The organism is Variovorax sp. FW305-3-2-15-B-LB1 (assembly GCF_058787635.1).
Genome location: NZ_JBYSZY010000032.1, coordinates 15,816 through 31,671 on the forward strand (window position 1 = coordinate 15,816; position 15,856 = coordinate 31,671).

At 68.1% G+C, this 15,856-nt stretch carries 13 protein-coding genes; 8 read left to right on the top strand and 5 right to left on the bottom strand.

What is annotated here, in order from left to right; translation table 11 throughout:
* Positions 1-57: 57 nt before the first annotated feature.
* Positions 58-1,902, bottom strand: a complete 1,845-nt coding sequence (locus tag AC3WQR_RS19540) for a carboxylesterase/lipase family protein (RefSeq protein ID WP_492743202.1) — start codon at positions 1,900-1,902, stop codon at positions 58-60.
* A gap of 149 nt (positions 1,903-2,051) precedes the next feature.
* Between AC3WQR_RS19540 and AC3WQR_RS19545 the strand changes: the two genes are divergently transcribed.
* From AC3WQR_RS19545 to AC3WQR_RS19570, 6 genes are all read left to right on the top strand, one after another.
* Positions 2,052-3,143, top strand: coding sequence for an AraC family transcriptional regulator (locus tag AC3WQR_RS19545; RefSeq protein WP_139701692.1), 1,092 nt, complete (start codon positions 2,052-2,054; stop codon positions 3,141-3,143).
* A 73-nt stretch (positions 3,144-3,216) separates the two neighbouring features.
* Entirely contained in the window at positions 3,217-4,698 is a 1,482-nt protein-coding gene (locus tag AC3WQR_RS19550; protein WP_492743203.1) for a protein adenylyltransferase SelO, read from the top strand.
* Entirely contained in the window at positions 4,695-5,108 is a 414-nt protein-coding gene (gene msrB / locus AC3WQR_RS19555; protein WP_070060682.1) for a peptide-methionine (R)-S-oxide reductase MsrB, read from the top strand. The genes AC3WQR_RS19550 and msrB overlap by 4 nt, the downstream gene beginning before the upstream one ends.
* Complete coding sequence (locus tag AC3WQR_RS19560; RefSeq protein WP_062471286.1) at positions 5,105-5,644, top strand: septation protein A; 540 nt, start codon at positions 5,105-5,107, stop codon at positions 5,642-5,644. The genes msrB and AC3WQR_RS19560 overlap by 4 nt, the downstream gene beginning before the upstream one ends.
* Positions 5,641-5,919 carry a BolA family protein gene (locus tag AC3WQR_RS19565; protein ID WP_095745336.1) on the top strand — a complete coding sequence of 93 codons (279 nt, stop codon included), beginning with the start codon at positions 5,641-5,643 and terminating at the stop codon, positions 5,917-5,919. The genes AC3WQR_RS19560 and AC3WQR_RS19565 overlap by 4 nt, the downstream gene beginning before the upstream one ends.
* Positions 5,920-6,048: 129 nt before the next feature.
* On the top strand, positions 6,049-6,834 hold the full coding sequence (locus tag AC3WQR_RS19570; RefSeq protein ID WP_062471282.1) for a peptidylprolyl isomerase: 786 nt from the start codon (positions 6,049-6,051) through the stop codon (positions 6,832-6,834).
* 48 nt (positions 6,835-6,882) lie between these two features.
* On the opposite strand, the gene AC3WQR_RS19575 is transcribed toward AC3WQR_RS19570, so the two are convergent.
* Genes AC3WQR_RS19575 through AC3WQR_RS19585 form a run of 3 tightly spaced genes read right to left on the bottom strand, consistent with a single transcriptional unit; the run spans position 6,883 to position 9,968 of the window.
* Entirely contained in the window at positions 6,883-7,869 is a 987-nt protein-coding gene (locus tag AC3WQR_RS19575) for a Bug family tripartite tricarboxylate transporter substrate binding protein (protein WP_492743204.1), read from the bottom strand.
* A 37-nt stretch (positions 7,870-7,906) separates the two neighbouring features.
* Complete coding sequence (locus AC3WQR_RS19580; protein ID WP_492743205.1) at positions 7,907-9,265, bottom strand: amidase; 1,359 nt, start codon at positions 9,263-9,265, stop codon at positions 7,907-7,909.
* Between the two features lie 16 nt (positions 9,266-9,281).
* On the bottom strand, positions 9,282-9,968 hold the full coding sequence (locus AC3WQR_RS19585; RefSeq protein WP_492743206.1) for a DUF2848 domain-containing protein: 687 nt from the start codon (positions 9,966-9,968) through the stop codon (positions 9,282-9,284).
* Positions 9,969-10,091: 123 nt separating this feature from the next.
* On the opposite strand from AC3WQR_RS19585, the gene AC3WQR_RS19590 reads away from it, so the two are divergent.
* Complete coding sequence (locus tag AC3WQR_RS19590) at positions 10,092-10,775, top strand: GntR family transcriptional regulator (RefSeq protein ID WP_095745340.1); 684 nt, start codon at positions 10,092-10,094, stop codon at positions 10,773-10,775.
* Positions 10,776-10,885: 110 nt separating this feature from the next.
* Here the strand turns inward: AC3WQR_RS19590 and purL are convergent, their stop codons facing one another.
* Positions 10,886-14,854 (bottom strand): phosphoribosylformylglycinamidine synthase, encoded by a 3,969-nt coding sequence (gene purL / locus AC3WQR_RS19595; RefSeq protein ID WP_492743207.1) that lies wholly within the window; start codon positions 14,852-14,854, stop codon positions 10,886-10,888.
* A 156-nt stretch (positions 14,855-15,010) separates the two neighbouring features.
* Here purL and map point away from each other — a divergent pair, with 156 nt between their 5' ends.
* Positions 15,011-15,835: a type I methionyl aminopeptidase gene (gene map / locus AC3WQR_RS19600; RefSeq protein ID WP_062471267.1), complete on the top strand. Its 825-nt coding sequence runs from the start codon at positions 15,011-15,013 to the stop codon at positions 15,833-15,835.
* Positions 15,836-15,856 lie beyond the last annotated feature (21 nt).

Consider the following 15,856-nt stretch of genomic DNA (forward strand, 5'->3'; position numbering starts at 1 on the left):
TTCGGCCACTTGCACAATGACACAAACCCGCACTGCATGATTGAACGAAGCGGCTCTTCAAGGGACGTTCAGCGGCGTGATCTTTGCCGCCGTTGGTGTGGCATCCAGCAGCATCTGCGAAGGCCACGTTCCCCAGGTTGCACCGAGTTCGGGCGTGTTCGGATCGCCGTTGCGCATGAAGGCCCCGACGCTGGCCATGACGGCCTTCGACAGCGCCACGCGCCCCTTCTCGTTGGCCTTGCCGCCCATCACGTTGCTGAGCAGCGACCCCTCGAAGTTGCCGAACACGAACGGCAGGTCGAAGGCGTGCGCGGCGCCGTACACGTCGTTCCACGGCGCGGCCTCCTGCGACCAGTCGAGGCGGTAGTGCCAGATGTTCGACTGGCGCGTCTTCATGGTGTTGAGCAGGTTGTCGCGGTTGGCGCCGAACAGGCCCTTCGTGACGATGTCGGTCGCTGCGTTGTAGCCCGTGCCGGGAGTACCTACCGGAAGGTAGGATGCGTCGATGATTTCGTTCACCGTGAGCGTGGGGGCGGCGTCCGGATTGAAGTTGAACATCATCGAGAAGCGCGCGTCGTCCTTGACGATCCAGCCCGCCTTCAGGCCCGGGATGCCCAGCGATCCCAGCAGCGACGCAAAGAGCTTGCCTTCGTCGCGCGTGTTGCCCGCGAGCATGGGCACCTTGACGTACTTGTCGGCCGCGATCGCACCGATCGGGTCCGACGGCAGCACCGTGCCGTCGGGAATGGGCGCAACGGAACCCTGCCCGGCTGCCGTGACCTTGGTCAGCAGCGCCCCACCCTCCTGCGCACGCAGGTACTCGGCGATCTGCGCCGGCGAGCGCGTGCCGATGTACACCTTGGCCGCCGCTTCATCGGCCACGGTGCCGTCGGCGACCAGCAGCTTTTCGAGGATCGTCTGGCCCTGCGTCAGCGAGGCCGAAGCCGGCTGCAGCGTCGGCAGCGTCCCAGGCGGCAGATTGGTCTTGAGCGAAATGCCGCCGCTCATCTCGAAGGCCTTGTGGAACAGGCCCTTGGCCATCGGCGAAGTCATCACCGCCAGCAAGTTGGTCGCACCGGCCGACTCGCCCGACAGCGTGACGTTGCCCGGGTCGCCGCCGAAGTTGGCGACGTTGCCCTGGATGAAGCGCAGTGCCGCCATGTTGTCCAGCAACGCGAAGTTGCCCGAGTCGTCGCCCGCCATGCCGCCCGGTCGCAGCTGCGGCATGTTCAAGAAGCCCAGGATGCCCAGGCGGTAGCTGGCGGTGATGACCACCGCATTGGTGGCCTTGGCCAGCGCCGCGCCGTCGTACAGCGGATCGGCCGTGTAACCCGAAATATTGCTGCCGCCATGGATGAACAACAGCACCGGCAGGTTCTTCTCGGTGGTGGCCGGACGCCAGATGTTGACGAACAGGCAGTCTTCGCTGCCGACCGGCTTGCCCAGGTTGGTGCCGATGGTGGCGTCGTAGGTGTTGCTGGTGCCGGGGCTGAAGATCCGGCCGATCTGCAGGCAGGCGTTGCCGAAGGTCTTGGCCGGGCGGATGCCGGTCCAGGCTTCGGGCTCGACCGGTGCGCGCCAGCGCAGCGCGCCGACCGGCGGCTGGGCGAACGGAACACCCTTCCAGGACCAGGTGCCATTCCTGGCGCTCTCGTCCGTGCCCTCGACCTTGCCGGCCGTGGTCTGGCGCACCATCGGGCCGTCGGCGGCGGGTGCCGGAGCGGGCGCGGGTGCCGGAGCCGGTGCAGGCGGCAACACGGGAAAGGCGGTCGCCCCGGACGAACCGCCACCGCAGGCTGCAAGCGCCGCCGCGGCGGCCAGCGTGGCCACGGTGGCGATGGCGCGCGCCATCGCCGTCTGTCCTGCCGCACCCTGGTCTTGTGCTGTTGTCGTTGTCTTCATGTTTTGTCTCCACACCGGGTTAATCGGAATTCCTGGCTTGGCGCGCGGCACCCATACTCCGGGCCGCCGTGCACTGGAAAAATTCTAGGAACCGGCCCTGTTTTCACCGCTATCGCAAGCGAGCCAATCGAATGACTTCAGAAGCCCCCCTGCCGCGCCATTCGCGCCGGCCGTCGCGCCGCCCCGGCTGTCCGCAGCCCGAGCTGCGCACCAGCTCGGCCGCATGGCTGGAGGGGGTGCTGTCGATGTTCGAGGCCGAGGGGCTGAACGTGCCCACGCTGCTGCGCGATGCCGGCTTCGACCCCGACTCGCTGCACCGCCAGAACGCGCGCATCCCGGTCGACGAGATCTCCGTGCTGTGGCAGGTGGCCGTGGCGCACGCCGGGCGGCCCACGCTGGGTCTGGACCGCGACCTGGCCGCCACGCACAGCAAGCTGGGCACCGTGGGCCACGCCATGGCCTGCAGCCCCACCCTGGGCGCGGCGCTCACGCGGCTCACGCGCTACATGGCCGTGATCTCCGACGCCACCGCGTTCTCGCTGCAGTCCGACGCGCGCGGCTGCTGGATGGTCATGGAGCACACCGGCGGCAGCCTGCCGATTCCGCGCCAGCGCGTCGAGTACGCCCTGCTGACCGTGCTCATGCAGTGCCAGTGGCTCACGCGGCGCGAGCTGCAGCCGCTGGCCATGGAGTTCGTCTACCCGCCGCCGGCCAACGACCGGCTGCACCGCGAGGCCTTCGGCTGCGAGATCCGCTTCAACGCGCCCGCCAACCGCGTGCTGCTGTCGTCGGCCGACATGACCATGCCGCTGCCCACCCACCACCCGGCGCTGGGGGAGATGCAGGAGCACCTGCTCGACGACCAGCTGAACCTGCTGGGACAGACCACCACCGCCAGCCTGGTGTGCGCCGAGATCGCGCGCCGGCTGCAGCACGGCGAGCCGCGCCGCCAGGACGTGGCCTCGGGCCTGGGGCTGGCCGACCGCACGCTGCAGCGCCGCCTGCAGGAGGAGTCGGTGTCGTTCCAGGCGCTGCTCGACCGCACCCGCCGCGAACTCGCCAAGCAGTACCTGGCCGAACAGCGCCACACGCTCGCGGACGTGGCCGACCGGCTGGGCTTCGTCGACGTCAGCAACTTCTTTCGCGCCTGCAAGCGCTGGTTCGGCCTGCCGCCGGCCCAGTACCGCGCCAGCCTCGCGCTCGACGGCGCCGGGGCGCTGCGCGGCGCGCTGCTGAACTGACCGACGGCATCCACCCCACGCGCCCGATGGCCTCAACGGCCTGGGGTTTCGCGCGCTGCCGGACAATCCGGGCATGAGCTTGTTAGCCGAAGACACCCCGGTCGCCGACCTGGGCCTGCGCTGGAAGCCCGGCTTCTCGACGCTGGGCCCCGCTTTTTTCACCGAATTGCGCCCCACGCCGCTGCCCGACCCGTACTGGGTCGGCCACAGCGACGCCGTGGCGCGCGAACTGGGCCTGCCGCCCGGCTGGCGCGAGTCGGACACGACGCTTGCCGCCCTCACCGGCAGCCTGCCGGTCGCGGGCACGCGGCCTTTCGCCACGGTCTACAGCGGCCACCAGTTCGGCGTCTGGGCCGGGCAACTGGGCGACGGGCGCGCGATCCTGCTCGGCGAGACCGAGGGCGGGCTCGAGGTGCAGCTCAAGGGAGCGGGCCGCACGCCCTACTCGCGCGGCGGCGACGGCCGCGCCGTGCTGCGTTCGAGCATCCGCGAGTTCCTGTGCAGCGAAGCCATGCATGGCCTGGGCATTCCGACCACGCGCGCGCTGTGCGTGACCGGCTCGGACGCCCGCGTGCGCCGCGAAGAGCTGGAAAGCGCTGCCGTGGTCACCCGCGTGGCACCCAGCTTCATCCGCTTTGGCCACTTCGAGCACTTCGCCGCCAACCAGCGCGAAGACGAGCTGCGCGCACTGGCCGACTACGTCATCGACCGCTACTACCCCGAGTGCCGCGCCACCGCGCGCTTCAACGGCAACGCCTACGCCGCCTTCCTCGAGGCCGTGAGCGAGCGCACCGCCGCCCTGCTCGCCCAGTGGCAGGCCGTGGGCTTCTGCCACGGGGTGATGAACACCGACAACATGAGCATCCTCGGGCTCACCATCGACTACGGCCCGTTCCAGTTCCTCGACGGCTTCGACCCGCGCCATATCTGCAACCACAGCGACACCCAGGGCCGCTACGCCTTCAACCAGCAGCCCAACGTCGCCTACTGGAACCTGTTCTGCCTGGCGCAGGCGCTGCTGCCGCTGATCGGCGACCAGGAAATCGCCGTGGCCGCGCTGGAGTCGTACAAGACCGTGTTCCCCAACGCCTTCGAAGACCGCATGCGCGCCAAGCTGGGCCTGTCGGCGCCCGCCGAGGGCGACCGCGCGCTGATCGAGGGCGTGCTCAAGCTGATGGCGGCCGAGAAGGTCGACCACACCATCTTCTGGCGCCGCCTGTCGAACCACATGGCCGACGGCAACGTCGAGCCGGTGCGCGACCTGTTCCTCGACCGGGCCGGCTTCGATACCTGGATGCTCTCTTTTTCGGAGCGCCACTCGCAGACCTCGCGGTCGGATGCGGCCGATTTGATGCTCAAATCGAACCCCAAGTTCGTGCTGCGGAACCACCTGGGCCAGCAGGCCATCGAAGCCAGTCAGCAAAAGGACCACGCGGGTGTGGCAACCTTGCTGACGCTGCTCCAAACCCCATGTGAAGAACACCCCGGTGCCGACGACTACGCCGGCTTCCCGCCCGACTGGGCCTCCACGATCGAAATCAGCTGCTCCTCATGACCACGCCCGTACAGAAAACCGACGCCGAATGGAAAGCCCTGCTCGCTGAGAAGGGCGCCGAACCCGCCGCCTTCGAGGTGACGCGCCACGCGGCCACCGAACGCCCCTTCACCGGCAAGTACGAAGCCCACTGGGACGACGGCACCTACCACTGCATCTGCTGCGGCGCCAAGCTCTTCGAGGCGGCCACCAAGTTCGACGCCGGCTGCGGCTGGCCCAGCTTCTCCGAAGAAGCGGTGCCCGGCGCCATCCGCAACATCGTCGACCGCTCGCACGGCATGGTGCGCACCGAGAACGTCTGCGCCAATTGCGGCGCCCACCTGGGCCACGTGTTCCCCGACGGCCCCACCGAAACCGGCCTGCGCTATTGCATGAACTCGGCCTCGCTCGACTTCCAGAAGAAGAAATGAAACTGCTCCTCGACTTCTTTCCGATCCTGCTGTTCTTCGGCGCCTACAAGTTCGCCGACATCTACACCGCCACCGGCGTGCTGATGGCCGCCACCGTGGTGCAGATGGCCGTCATCTACGCCATGGAACGCAAGCTGCAGGCGATGCAGAAGGCCACGCTGGTGCTGATCCTGCTGTTCGGCACGCTCACGCTGGTGCTGCACGACGACCGCTTCATCAAGTGGAAGCCGACGGTGCTGTACGGCGCCATGGCCGTCGCACTGGCGGTGGCGCTGTGGGCGCTGAAGAAGAACTTCCTGAAGATGCTGCTGGGCGCACAGCTCGAGCTGCCCGAGCGCATCTGGGGCCGGCTCAACGTGGCGTGGATCGGCTACTGCCTCTTCATGGCGCTCATCAACGGCTACGTGGCGGCCTACTTCACGACCGAGGCCTGGGTCAACTTCAAGCTCTGGGGCTATGTGTTCCCGATCGTCTTCCTGGTGGCGCAGGGCCTGTACATCGCGCCGCACCTCAAGGAAGACAAGCCGACCGCATGACGACCACCTCCATCCCCCTGCCCACCGTGGCCGCGCTCGAGGCGGCGCTGCGCGCCTCGCTTTCGCCCACGCAGCTCGAAGTGATCGACGAAAGCGCCGCCCACGCGGGCCATGCGGGTGCCAACGCCGAGGGCTACGGCACGCATTTCCGGGTGCGCATCGCCTCCCCGCTGTTCGATGGAAAGCCCCGCGTGGCGCGGCATCGGCTTGTGTATGATGCCCTCCAAGTTTTTATCGCACAGGGTCTGCACGCCATCGCCATCGAGGTGCTCTGAGTCGTCCAATCGGTTGCTTGCCGCGTTCGCCGCGGCCGCCCACCCTCTCCTTCTTTTCTCCTGATTCCTGCTTTCTTTCCCGCGCCTTTTCCTACACGCGCATTTCCTCTCCAGCCTGATATTCATTTCATGAAAAAACACATCTTGCAGGCCGTTGCGGCCGCAGCGCTGATCGGTGCACTCCCCCTGTCGGCCCTGGCGCAGAACGCAGCCATCGTCAACGGCAAGCCGGTGCCCAAGGCCCGCATGGACGTACTGGCCCAGCAGCTGGCTGCCGCCGGCCGCCCGGTGACGCCCGAGATGCAAAGCCAGCTGCGCGAGGAAATCGTGGCGCGCGAAGTGTTCATGCAGGAAGCGCAGAAGCAAGGCCTGGACGCCACCGAGGACTATAAGAACCAGCTCGAACTCGCCCGCCAGGCCATCCTGATCCGCGCGCTGTTCGAGAACTACCGCAAGACCAACGCGGTGTCCGACGCCGACGTGAAGGCCGAGTACGACAAGTTCGTGGCAGCCAACGGCGGCAAGGAATTCAAGGCCCGCCACATCCTGGTCGAAACCGAAGACCAGGCCAAGAAGATCATGGCCGACCTGAAGAAGGGCGCCAAGTTCGAAGACATCGCCAAGAAGCAGAGCAAGGACCCGGGTTCGGGCGCCAACGGTGGCGACCTCGACTGGGCCAATCCCGCCAGCTTCGTGCCCGAGTTCTCGGAAGCGATGATCAAGCTCAAGAAGGGCGAGACCACCCCTGCCCCGGTCAAGACCCAGTTCGGTTACCACATCATCCGCGTCGACGACATCCGCCAGGCCCAACTGCCGAAGCTGGAAGAAGTGAAGCCGCAGATCACGCAGCAGCTGCAACAGCAGCGCCTGCAGAAGTACCAGGAAGACCTGCGCGCGAAGGCCAAGGTCGAGTAAGCCTCAAGCCATCGCCCAGTAAAAAGCCCCGCAGTCGCGGGGCTTTTTTCATTGCGGCGTGATATTGAAGTCTTTGACGAACCGGGCGTAGTCGTTCGACTCCTTGCGCACGAAACTCGTGAAGTCCGCCGTCGAGCCGCCGATGACTTCCAGGCTGAGGTCGGTGAACTGCTTTTGCGTGTCGGCGTTCTTGAGCAGTGCCTGCACCTGCTCATTGAGCTTGGCGATGACCGGCGCGGGCGTTCCGGCCGGTGCCACCAGGCCGACCCAGCCCATGAAGCGATAGCCCGGCACGCCGGACTCGGCCACCGTCGGCACGTCGGGCAAGGTGGAAACGCGCTTGTCGCCCGTGACCGCCAGCGCCTTCAGCTTGCCGCTCTTGGCATAGGGCACGGCGGTCGGCGAGGTCTCGAACATCATGTCGATCTGGCCGCCGACCAGGTCGGACAGCGCGGGCGCCCCGCCCTTGTACGCCACGTTGAGCAAGTCGGTGCCGGTCATCTGCATGAAGCGGCGCGCGGCCACGTCCTGCGGGCCGCCCACGCCCGAAGTGCCGACGCTGAGCTTGCCGGGGTTGGCCTTGGCATAGGCCACCAGCTCGCCGACGTTCTTGAACGTCCACTTGGGATTCATGATGAGCACGTTGGGCTGGTCGGCCACGCGGATCACGGGCGCCAGGTCCTTGATCGGGTCATAGGGCAGCTTCGCGAACATGTGCCCGTTGGAGGCCAGGCCGGTGTGCACCATCAGCAAGGTGTAGCCGTCCTTCGGGGCCTTGGCGACGTAGTCCATGCCGATGTTGCCGCTGGCGCCGGGACGGTTGTCCACCAGCACGGGTTGGCCCAGCGCCGTCGAGAGCTTCTGGCCGACCAGGCGCGCCGTCATGTCGATGCTGCCGCCCGGTGGGAACGGCACGACCATGCGGATCGGCTTGGACGGATAGGCGTCCTGCGCATGGGCGACGGGCACGATGCACGCCAGGCCGGCGGCAAGGCAGGCGAGCGAGGCGAGCGGGAAACGGAAGCGCTGGATCATGAGGTTCTCCGGAGTTTCTTGAGGGGTGGCAGATGGGTCAATCGGCGGTGGCGCGCAGGGTGCGTTCGATGTCGGCGGCCCACGCGAGCAGCGCGGCGTCGCGCATCGGCAGGCCAGCAAGGCTCAGGCCCACGGGCGCTTCGCCGGCCGCGTGGCAGGGCAAGGAGATGGCGCAGCCGTCCATGAAGTTGACGATGGAGGGGTTGCGCAGCATCGCGGCATTGACGGCGACGTACTGCGCCTCGTCGGCTTCGAGGGCCTCGATGCGCGGCGCCACCAGCGGCACGGTCGGCATGAGCCAGCCATCGAATTCGCCCAGGCGCGCGGCCACGCGAAGTTGCCAGTCGGCCCGCTGTGCCTGCAGCGCGAGGTAGGCGCGCGCCGTGAAGTCCTTGCCGCGCAGGATGCGGCTGAGCACGCGCGGGTCGTAGCCGCTGCCGCTGCGCTCGATCAGTTCGGCGTGCCACGCCCATGACTCGGCGGCGCTGAAGCCGCCTGCGGCATTGATGGCCGCGAGCTCGCCGAACTCGGGCACCACCAGTTCGACCAGCTGCGCGCCGGCGGTCGAGAGGCGCTGCAGCGCGCGTTGGAAGGTTGCCGCGACGTGCGCGTCCATGCCGTCTTGCACCAGCGTGGTCGGCACCGCGAAACGGGCCTGGCGCAGGTGCTGCGTTCGGGGCGCCTCTGACACGCCGGACAGCACCGCCTCCATCGCCACGCAACCGGCCACGTCGAGCGCCATCACCCCGACCGCATCGAGGCTGTGCGACAGCGGCACGAGCCCGGTGCCGGGCATGCGGCGCGCCGTCGGCTTGAAACCCGTGATGCCGCACAGCGCCGCCGGAATGCGCGCCGAGCCGCCCGTGTCGCTGCCGACGCTTGCGACGCACATGCCATCGGCCACCGCCACGGCCGCGCCCGAGGACGAGCCACCGGGAATGCGCCGCTCGCCGCGCTGCCACGGATTGGCCGGCGTCCCGTAGTGCGGGTTGAGGCCGAGGCCGGAGTACGCGAACTCGGTCATGTTCGTCTTGCCGACCAGCACTGCGCCGGCCGCCAGCAGGCGCCGCACGGCCTCGGCGTCGTGCGCGGCGGGTGGCGCGTCGCGCAGCACGACGGAGCCGGCAGTCGTCGTTTCACCGGCCACGTCGAACAGGTCCTTGACCGAGACCGACAGGCCTTCGAGCGGCGAGCGCACGACGCCGGCTTGGCGCAGGCTGTCGGAGGCGCGCGCCAGGTGCTGGGCGCGGTCCGCCAGCACGCGCGTGAAGGTGCGCGCGCCTTCGCCGGCAGGGTCGGCGATGCGTTGCAGCGCCGAGGCGGTCAGCGCGGTGGAGGTGGTGCGGCCTGTGGCCAGTTCGGCGCGGGCGGCTTCGAGGGAGATCGCGGCGGACATGTGCGGTCCTCGTGCGTCAGGCGACGATCGGCAGCGAGACCGCGCGGTACTCGTGCGCGATGCGGCGGCCGGTGTGTTCGTCGACCAGTTCCATGCGAAAGCGCGCGGCCGGGCGGATGCCGCCGATGGCGCCGACCGTGCCGCAGGTCATCGCGAAGCCGTCGGCCGGTTCGCCGTCGGCCGCGGCGCAGCGCGCCAGCAGATCGGCCGGCGGGCGCAGCGCGGCCAGCGTGCCTTCCTGGTAGAGGCGCCATTCACCGCCCTCCTCGATCCACGAGCGCAGCACCAGCGTGTCCCAGCGCTCCTGCACATCGGCCAGCCGCCAGGCGCTGCGCGCCACGGGCTTCACGCAGATCTGCTTGGACAGCGCCACGCTGTGCGCTTCCAGCGCGCGGTCGGTGTGGTCCGAGCCGATCGAGACGAAGAACTCGCCCCCGTGCAGGAACAGCAGCGGCTCGACTTCGCCCGAGGTGTCGGCCCCCACCACCTGCACCACATCGGCCTGGCTCAGCTGCTGGGTGGCCACCCGGTAGAACAGCGGCACGGTGCTGGGCGCGGGCACGCCGAGCTCGGCGAGTTCCTCGATGTGGTGCTCGATGGCGGCGGTGTCGCGCCCGGTCCAGCCAGCGATCACGAGGTGCCGGGCCTCGAAGCTCAGCGTTGACGGGGCACTTCCCTCGGGAAGTTCGAAAGACAGTTTCATGGGTGGCAGCTCGATTGAAGTTTCAGTGAAATTTCACAACGATATTACAGTGAGTCCACAAAAACTTCAAAGGGATTTCCCGCAGGTACCATCGGGGAACTCCACCATGACCCTCCCGCCCCGATGAACGCAGCCACGCCCGCCCGCAAAGCCCCCGTCCGGCGGCCCGAAGCAGCCATCTCCCTCAACGAAACCGCTTACCTGCGCCTGAAGGAAGCCCTGGTGACCCTGGCCTACAAGCCCGGGGAATACCTCAACACCGCCCAGGTGATGGAGCGGCTGGGCGTGGGCCGCACGCCGGTGAACCAGGCGCTGCACCGCCTGTCGGCCGAGGGCCTGGTCCGCATCATTCCGCGCAAGGGCGCGATGGCTTCGCCGCTGTCGATCAACGACGCGCTGGAGCTGATCGAGGTCCGGCTGGTGAACGAGGTGCTGTGCATGCGCCTGGCCGCAGCGGCCATCACCGAGGCCGAGCTGGCCGAGCTGCAGGCCATCGCCGAGCAGTTCGAAGCGGCTGCGCAGCGGCGCGATGCGATGTCGGTGATGAACCTGGACCGCCTCTTCCACGAAAAGATCGCGGCGGCGGCGCGCAACGCGATGCTGCAGGACATCCTGAGCGTGTTGCACGCGCGCTCGCAACGCTTCTGGGCGATCTCACTGGCCGCCGAGGGGCACCTCGCCGAGGTGATCGAAGAGCACCGCACCATCGTCGCCACGCTGCAGCGGCATGACGCCGATGCAGCGGCCGAAGCGGCGAAGACGCATGTGCTGTCGTTCAAGGCGTCGATGCTGAACAGCCAGCGTTGATCGACAGCGCTTCAGGCGCACCCCCATGAAAAATGCCCTCCAGACCCAAGCCTGGAGGGTATTTTTCGTTGGCCGTCGTCAGGTCGCCTGCGCGGCCCGACGTCGCCCGATCAACCCACCCACTTGCGCGCGTTGCGCCAGATCTGCATCCACGGGCTCAGCTCGCTCTTGTCGCCCGAGGTCCAGCTCGTCTGGATGTTGCGGAACACGCGCTCCGGGTGCGGCATCACGGCGGTGAAGCGGCCGTCCGGCGTGGTCACCGAAGTCAGGCCACCGGCGCTGCCGTTCGGGTTGAACGGGTACTGCTCGGTCGGCTGGCCGTGGTTGTCCACGAAGCGCATCGCGCCGATGGCCTTGGCGGCGTCGCCGCGGTGCTTGAAGTTGGCGTAGCCCTCGCCGTGCGCCACCGCGATCGGCAGGCGGCTGCCGGCCATGCCCGCGAAGAAGATGCTGGGCGACTCGAGCACCTCGACCATCGACAGACGCGCCTCGAAACGTTCGCTCTGGTTGGTGGTGAAGCGCGGCCAGGCCTCGGCGCCCGGAATGATGTCGGCCAATTCGGCAAACATCTGGCAGCCGTTGCACACGCCCAGGCCGAAGGTGTCGGTGCGACCGAAGAAGGTCTTGAACTGCTCGGCCAGCTTCGGGTTGAAGGTGATGCTGCGCGCCCAGCCGATGCCCGCGCCCAGCGTGTCGCCGTAGCTGAAGCCGCCGCAGGCGACCACGCCCTTGAACGCGGCCAGGTCCGCCCTGCCCGTCTGCAGGTCGGTCATGTGGACGTCGAAGGCCTCGAAGCCCGCTTCGGTGAAGGCATAGGCCATCTCGACGTGCGAGTTGACGCCCTGCTCGCGCAGGATCGCGACCTTGGGGCGCGACTGCAGGATGGCCGGTGCCACCGGCGTGTTCGGCAGGAACACATGCATGCCCGGGTCATTCGGCACACCGGCCGCGGCGTGCTCGGCATCGGCGCAGGCAGGGTTGTCGCGCTCGCGGGCGATCCTCCAGCTGACCGAATCCCACACCTGATGCAGATCGTGCAGCGAGGCGCTGAACACCGACTTGGCATCGCGCCAGACTTCGAGCTTGCCCTTGCCGGCGTCCATGGTGGAGCTGGCCGGGCGCGTCTTGCCGACGAAGTGGCTGTGCGTGCTCAGGCCATGGGCGCGCAGCACCTGCATGACGTCGTTGCGCTCGGCCGTGCGCACCTGCAGCACCATGCCCAGCTCTTCGTTGAACAGCGCTTTGAGCGTGAGCTCTTCGCGGCGCGCGCTGACCTGGTGCGCCCAGTTCTTGGCGTCGCCGGTTTCCATGCGGCTGTCGGAAATGCCGTCGCCTTCGGTGACGAGCATGTCGACATTCAGTGCCACGCCGACGTGGCCCGCAAAGGCCATTTCGGAGGCGGTGGCGAACAGGCCGCCGTCGCTGCGGTCGTGCATCGCGAGGATCTTGCCGTCGGCGCGCAGCGCGTTCACGGCGTTGACCAGCGCGACCAGCTGCGCCGGGTCGTCGAGGTCGGGCACGGTGTCGCCGCTCTGGCCGAGCGTCTGCGACAGAATGCTGCCGGCCATGCGGTGCTGGCCACGGCCGAGGTCGATGAGCACGAGCGTGGTGTCGTCTTCGGTGGCGTCGAGCTGCGGCGTGAGCGTGCCGCGCACGTCGGCCAGCGACGCGAAGGCGGTGACGATCAGGCTGACCGGCGACGTGACCTTCTTGGCTTCGCCGTTGTCTTTCCACTGCGTGCGCATCGACAGCGAATCCTTACCGACCGGAATCGACACGCCCAGCGCCGGGCACAGCTCCATGCCCACGGCCTTCACGGTCTCGTACAGCGCGGCGTCTTCGCCGGGCTCGCCGCAGGCGGCCATCCAGTTGGCGGACAGCTTGACGCGCGAGAGCTCGATCGGCGCGGCCAGCAGGTTGGTGATGGCCTCGGCCACGGCCATGCGGCCCGAGGCCGGCGCGTCGAGCGCGGCCAGCGGCGTGCGCTCGCCCATGCTCATGGCTTCGCCGGCGAAGCCCTTGTAATCGGCCAGCGTCACGGCGCAATCGGCCACGGGCACCTGCCACGGGCCGACCATCTGGTCGCGGTGCGTCAGGCCGCCCACGCTGCGGTCGCCGATGGTGATGAGGAAGCGCTTCGAAGCCACGGTCGGGTGCGCGAGCACGTCGATGGCGGCCTTCTGCAGGTCGACGCCCGTGAGGTCAAGCGGCTTGAAGCTGCGGGCGACGGTCTTCACGTCGCGGTGCATCTTGGGCGGCTTGCCCAGCAGCACGTCCATGGGCATGTCGACCGGCTGGACTGCCGCGCCTTCGTCGGCCACCAGCAGCTGGCGCTCTTCGGTCGCCACGCCGACCACCGAGAACGGGCAGCGCTCGCGCTCGCAGAAGGCCTTGAACTGCTCGAGCGACTCCGGTGCGATGGCCAGCACGTAGCGCTCCTGGCTTTCGTTGCACCAGATTTCCTTGGGCGCCATGCCCGACTCTTCGAGCGGCACGGCGCGCAGGTCGAAACGCGCGCCGCGGCCGGCGTCGTTGGTCAGCTCGGGGAAGGCGTTGCTCAGGCCGCCCGCGCCCACGTCGTGGATCGCGAGGATCGGGTTGGCCGCGCCCTGCTGCCAGCAATGGTTGATGACCTCCTGCGCACGGCGTTCGATCTCGGGGTTGCCGCGCTGCACCGAGTCGAAGTCGAGCTCGGCCGCGTTGGCGCCGGTGGCCATCGAGCTGGCGGCGCTGCCGCCCATGCCGATGCGCATGCCGGGGCCGCCGAGCTGGATCAGCAGCGAGCCGGCCGGGAACAGGATCTTCTTGGTCTGGGTGGCGTCGATGCTGCCCAGGCCGCCCGCGATCATGATGGGCTTGTGGTAGCCGCGCTGCACGGTGTCGAGGTCGCTCGTCACCGCCTGCTCGTATTCGCGGAAGTAGCCCAGCAGGTTGGGACGTCCGAATTCGTTGTTGAATGCGGCGCCGCCCAGCGGGCCCTCGGTCATGATCTGCAGCGGGCTCGCGATGTGCTCGGGCTTGCCGTAGTGGCCCTCTTCCGGCCAGAGCTTGGAGACGGTGAAGCCGGTCAGGCCGGCCTTGGGCTTGGAGCCGCGGCCGGTGGCACCTTCGTCGCGGATTTCGCCGCCCGCGCCGGTCGAGGCGCCGGGGAACGGGGAAATGGCCGTGGGGTGGTTGTGCGTCTCGACCTTCATCAGCACATGGCTCAGGGCGCTATCTTTTTGATAGCTCTGCGAGCCGTGGGCCGGAATGAAGCGCTCGATGGTCGCGCCTTCCATCACCGAGGCGTTGTCCGCATAGGCAATCACCGTGTGCTGCGGGTTCTGCTTCTCGGTGTGGCGGATCATCGAGAACAGGCTCTGCGGCTGGGCCACGCCGTCGATGGTGAAGTTGGCGTTGAAGATCTTGTGGCGGCAGTGCTCGCTGTTGGCCTGCGCGAACATCATGAGTTCGACGTCGCTGGGGTTGCGACCCAGGCGGGTGAAGGCGTCCACCAGGTAGTCGATTTCGTCCTCGGCCAGCGCCAGGCCGAAGCCGGTGTTGGCGGCCACCAGCGCGGCACGTCCACCGGTTTGCACGTCGACCTGCGCCATCGGCTGGGCCGGCAGCTCGCTGAACAGGCTGGCCGCCTGCTCGACGGTGGCCAGCACCGATTCGGTCATGCGGTCATGCAGCGGGCTGGCCGCGGCGGCCAGGGCGTCGCCCTCGAGCACGGGGGCCTTGCCGATCAGCGGCGCCTTGAGCTTCAGGTGGTATTGGGTGACGCGCTCCACGCGGCGCAGCGCCAGGCCGCAGTTGTGGGCGATGTCGGTGGCCTTGGAGGCCCAGGGCGACACGGTGCCCAGGCGGGGCGTGACGACCACCGAGGCGCTCGCCTTGGCCGCCGGGGCCTCGAAGGGCTCGCCGTAGGTCAGCAGCGCGGCAAAACGCTCGCGGTCGGCGTCGCCCAGCGACGCATCGGTGACCACCAGGTGCACGAAACGGGCCGAAATGCCCTCAATGCGTGGCTCGATGGCCTGCAGCTTCGGCAGCAGCTGCCGCGCACGGAAGTCGCTGAGTGCGCTGCCGCCCTCGAACATGGTTACGACAGGAAGGGCTTGGGGTGCGGGCTGCGTCACGGTCGATGGGGCCTCGGGGGGCGCGTTGGAAATCAAGGAATCGAGGCGGATGGCCGCTGACTGGGGTCATCCGCGTTAACCCGGAATTTTAGCTTGCCGAATGGGATAATTCGGGGCATGAGCATTACCTACAAAGACGCCGCAGGCATCGAAGCCATGCGGGTCGCCTGCCGCCTCGGGTCCGAGGTGCTGGACTACCTCACGCCCTTCATCAAGCCCGGCATCACGACCAACGACGTGGACCGGCTGGCCGCCGAATACATGGTCAAGCAGGGAACCACCTCGGCCACGGTGGGCTACATGGGCGCCAGCAGCGTGCCGTTCCCGAAGTCGCTGTGCACCTCGGTGAACCACGTGGTGTGCCACGGCATCCCCAATGACAAGCCCTTGAAGAAGGGCGACATCATGAATGTCGACGTCACCGTCATCAAGGACGGCTGGTTCGGCGACAACAGCCGCATGTTCGTGATCGGCGACGCCTCCATTGCCGCCAAGCGCCTGTGCAACGTCACCTTCGAAGCCATGTGGCACGGCATCCTGCAGGTGCGCCCCGGCGCCCACCTGGGCGATGTGGGCCATGCGATCCAGAAGTTCGCCGAGGGCCAGGGTTTCTCGATCGTGCGCGAGTTCTGCGGCCACGGCGTGGGCCAGCGCTTCCACGAAGAGCCCCAGGTGCTGCACTACGGCCGCCCGGGCACCATGGAAGAGCTCAAGCCCGGCATGATCTTCACCATCGAGCCGATGATCAACGCCGGCAAGCGCGATGTGAAGGAAGACTTCAAGGGCGGCCAGTACGACGGCTGGACCATCGTCACGCGTGACCATTCGCTGTCGGCCCAGTGGGAGCACACGGTGCTCGTCACCGAGACCGGCTACGAGGTGCTGACGCTCTCCGAAGGCAGCCCGCCGCTGCCGGCCTTCGTCACCTCCACCAAAACCTGACGCGCCCCAGCGCGCCCCCGC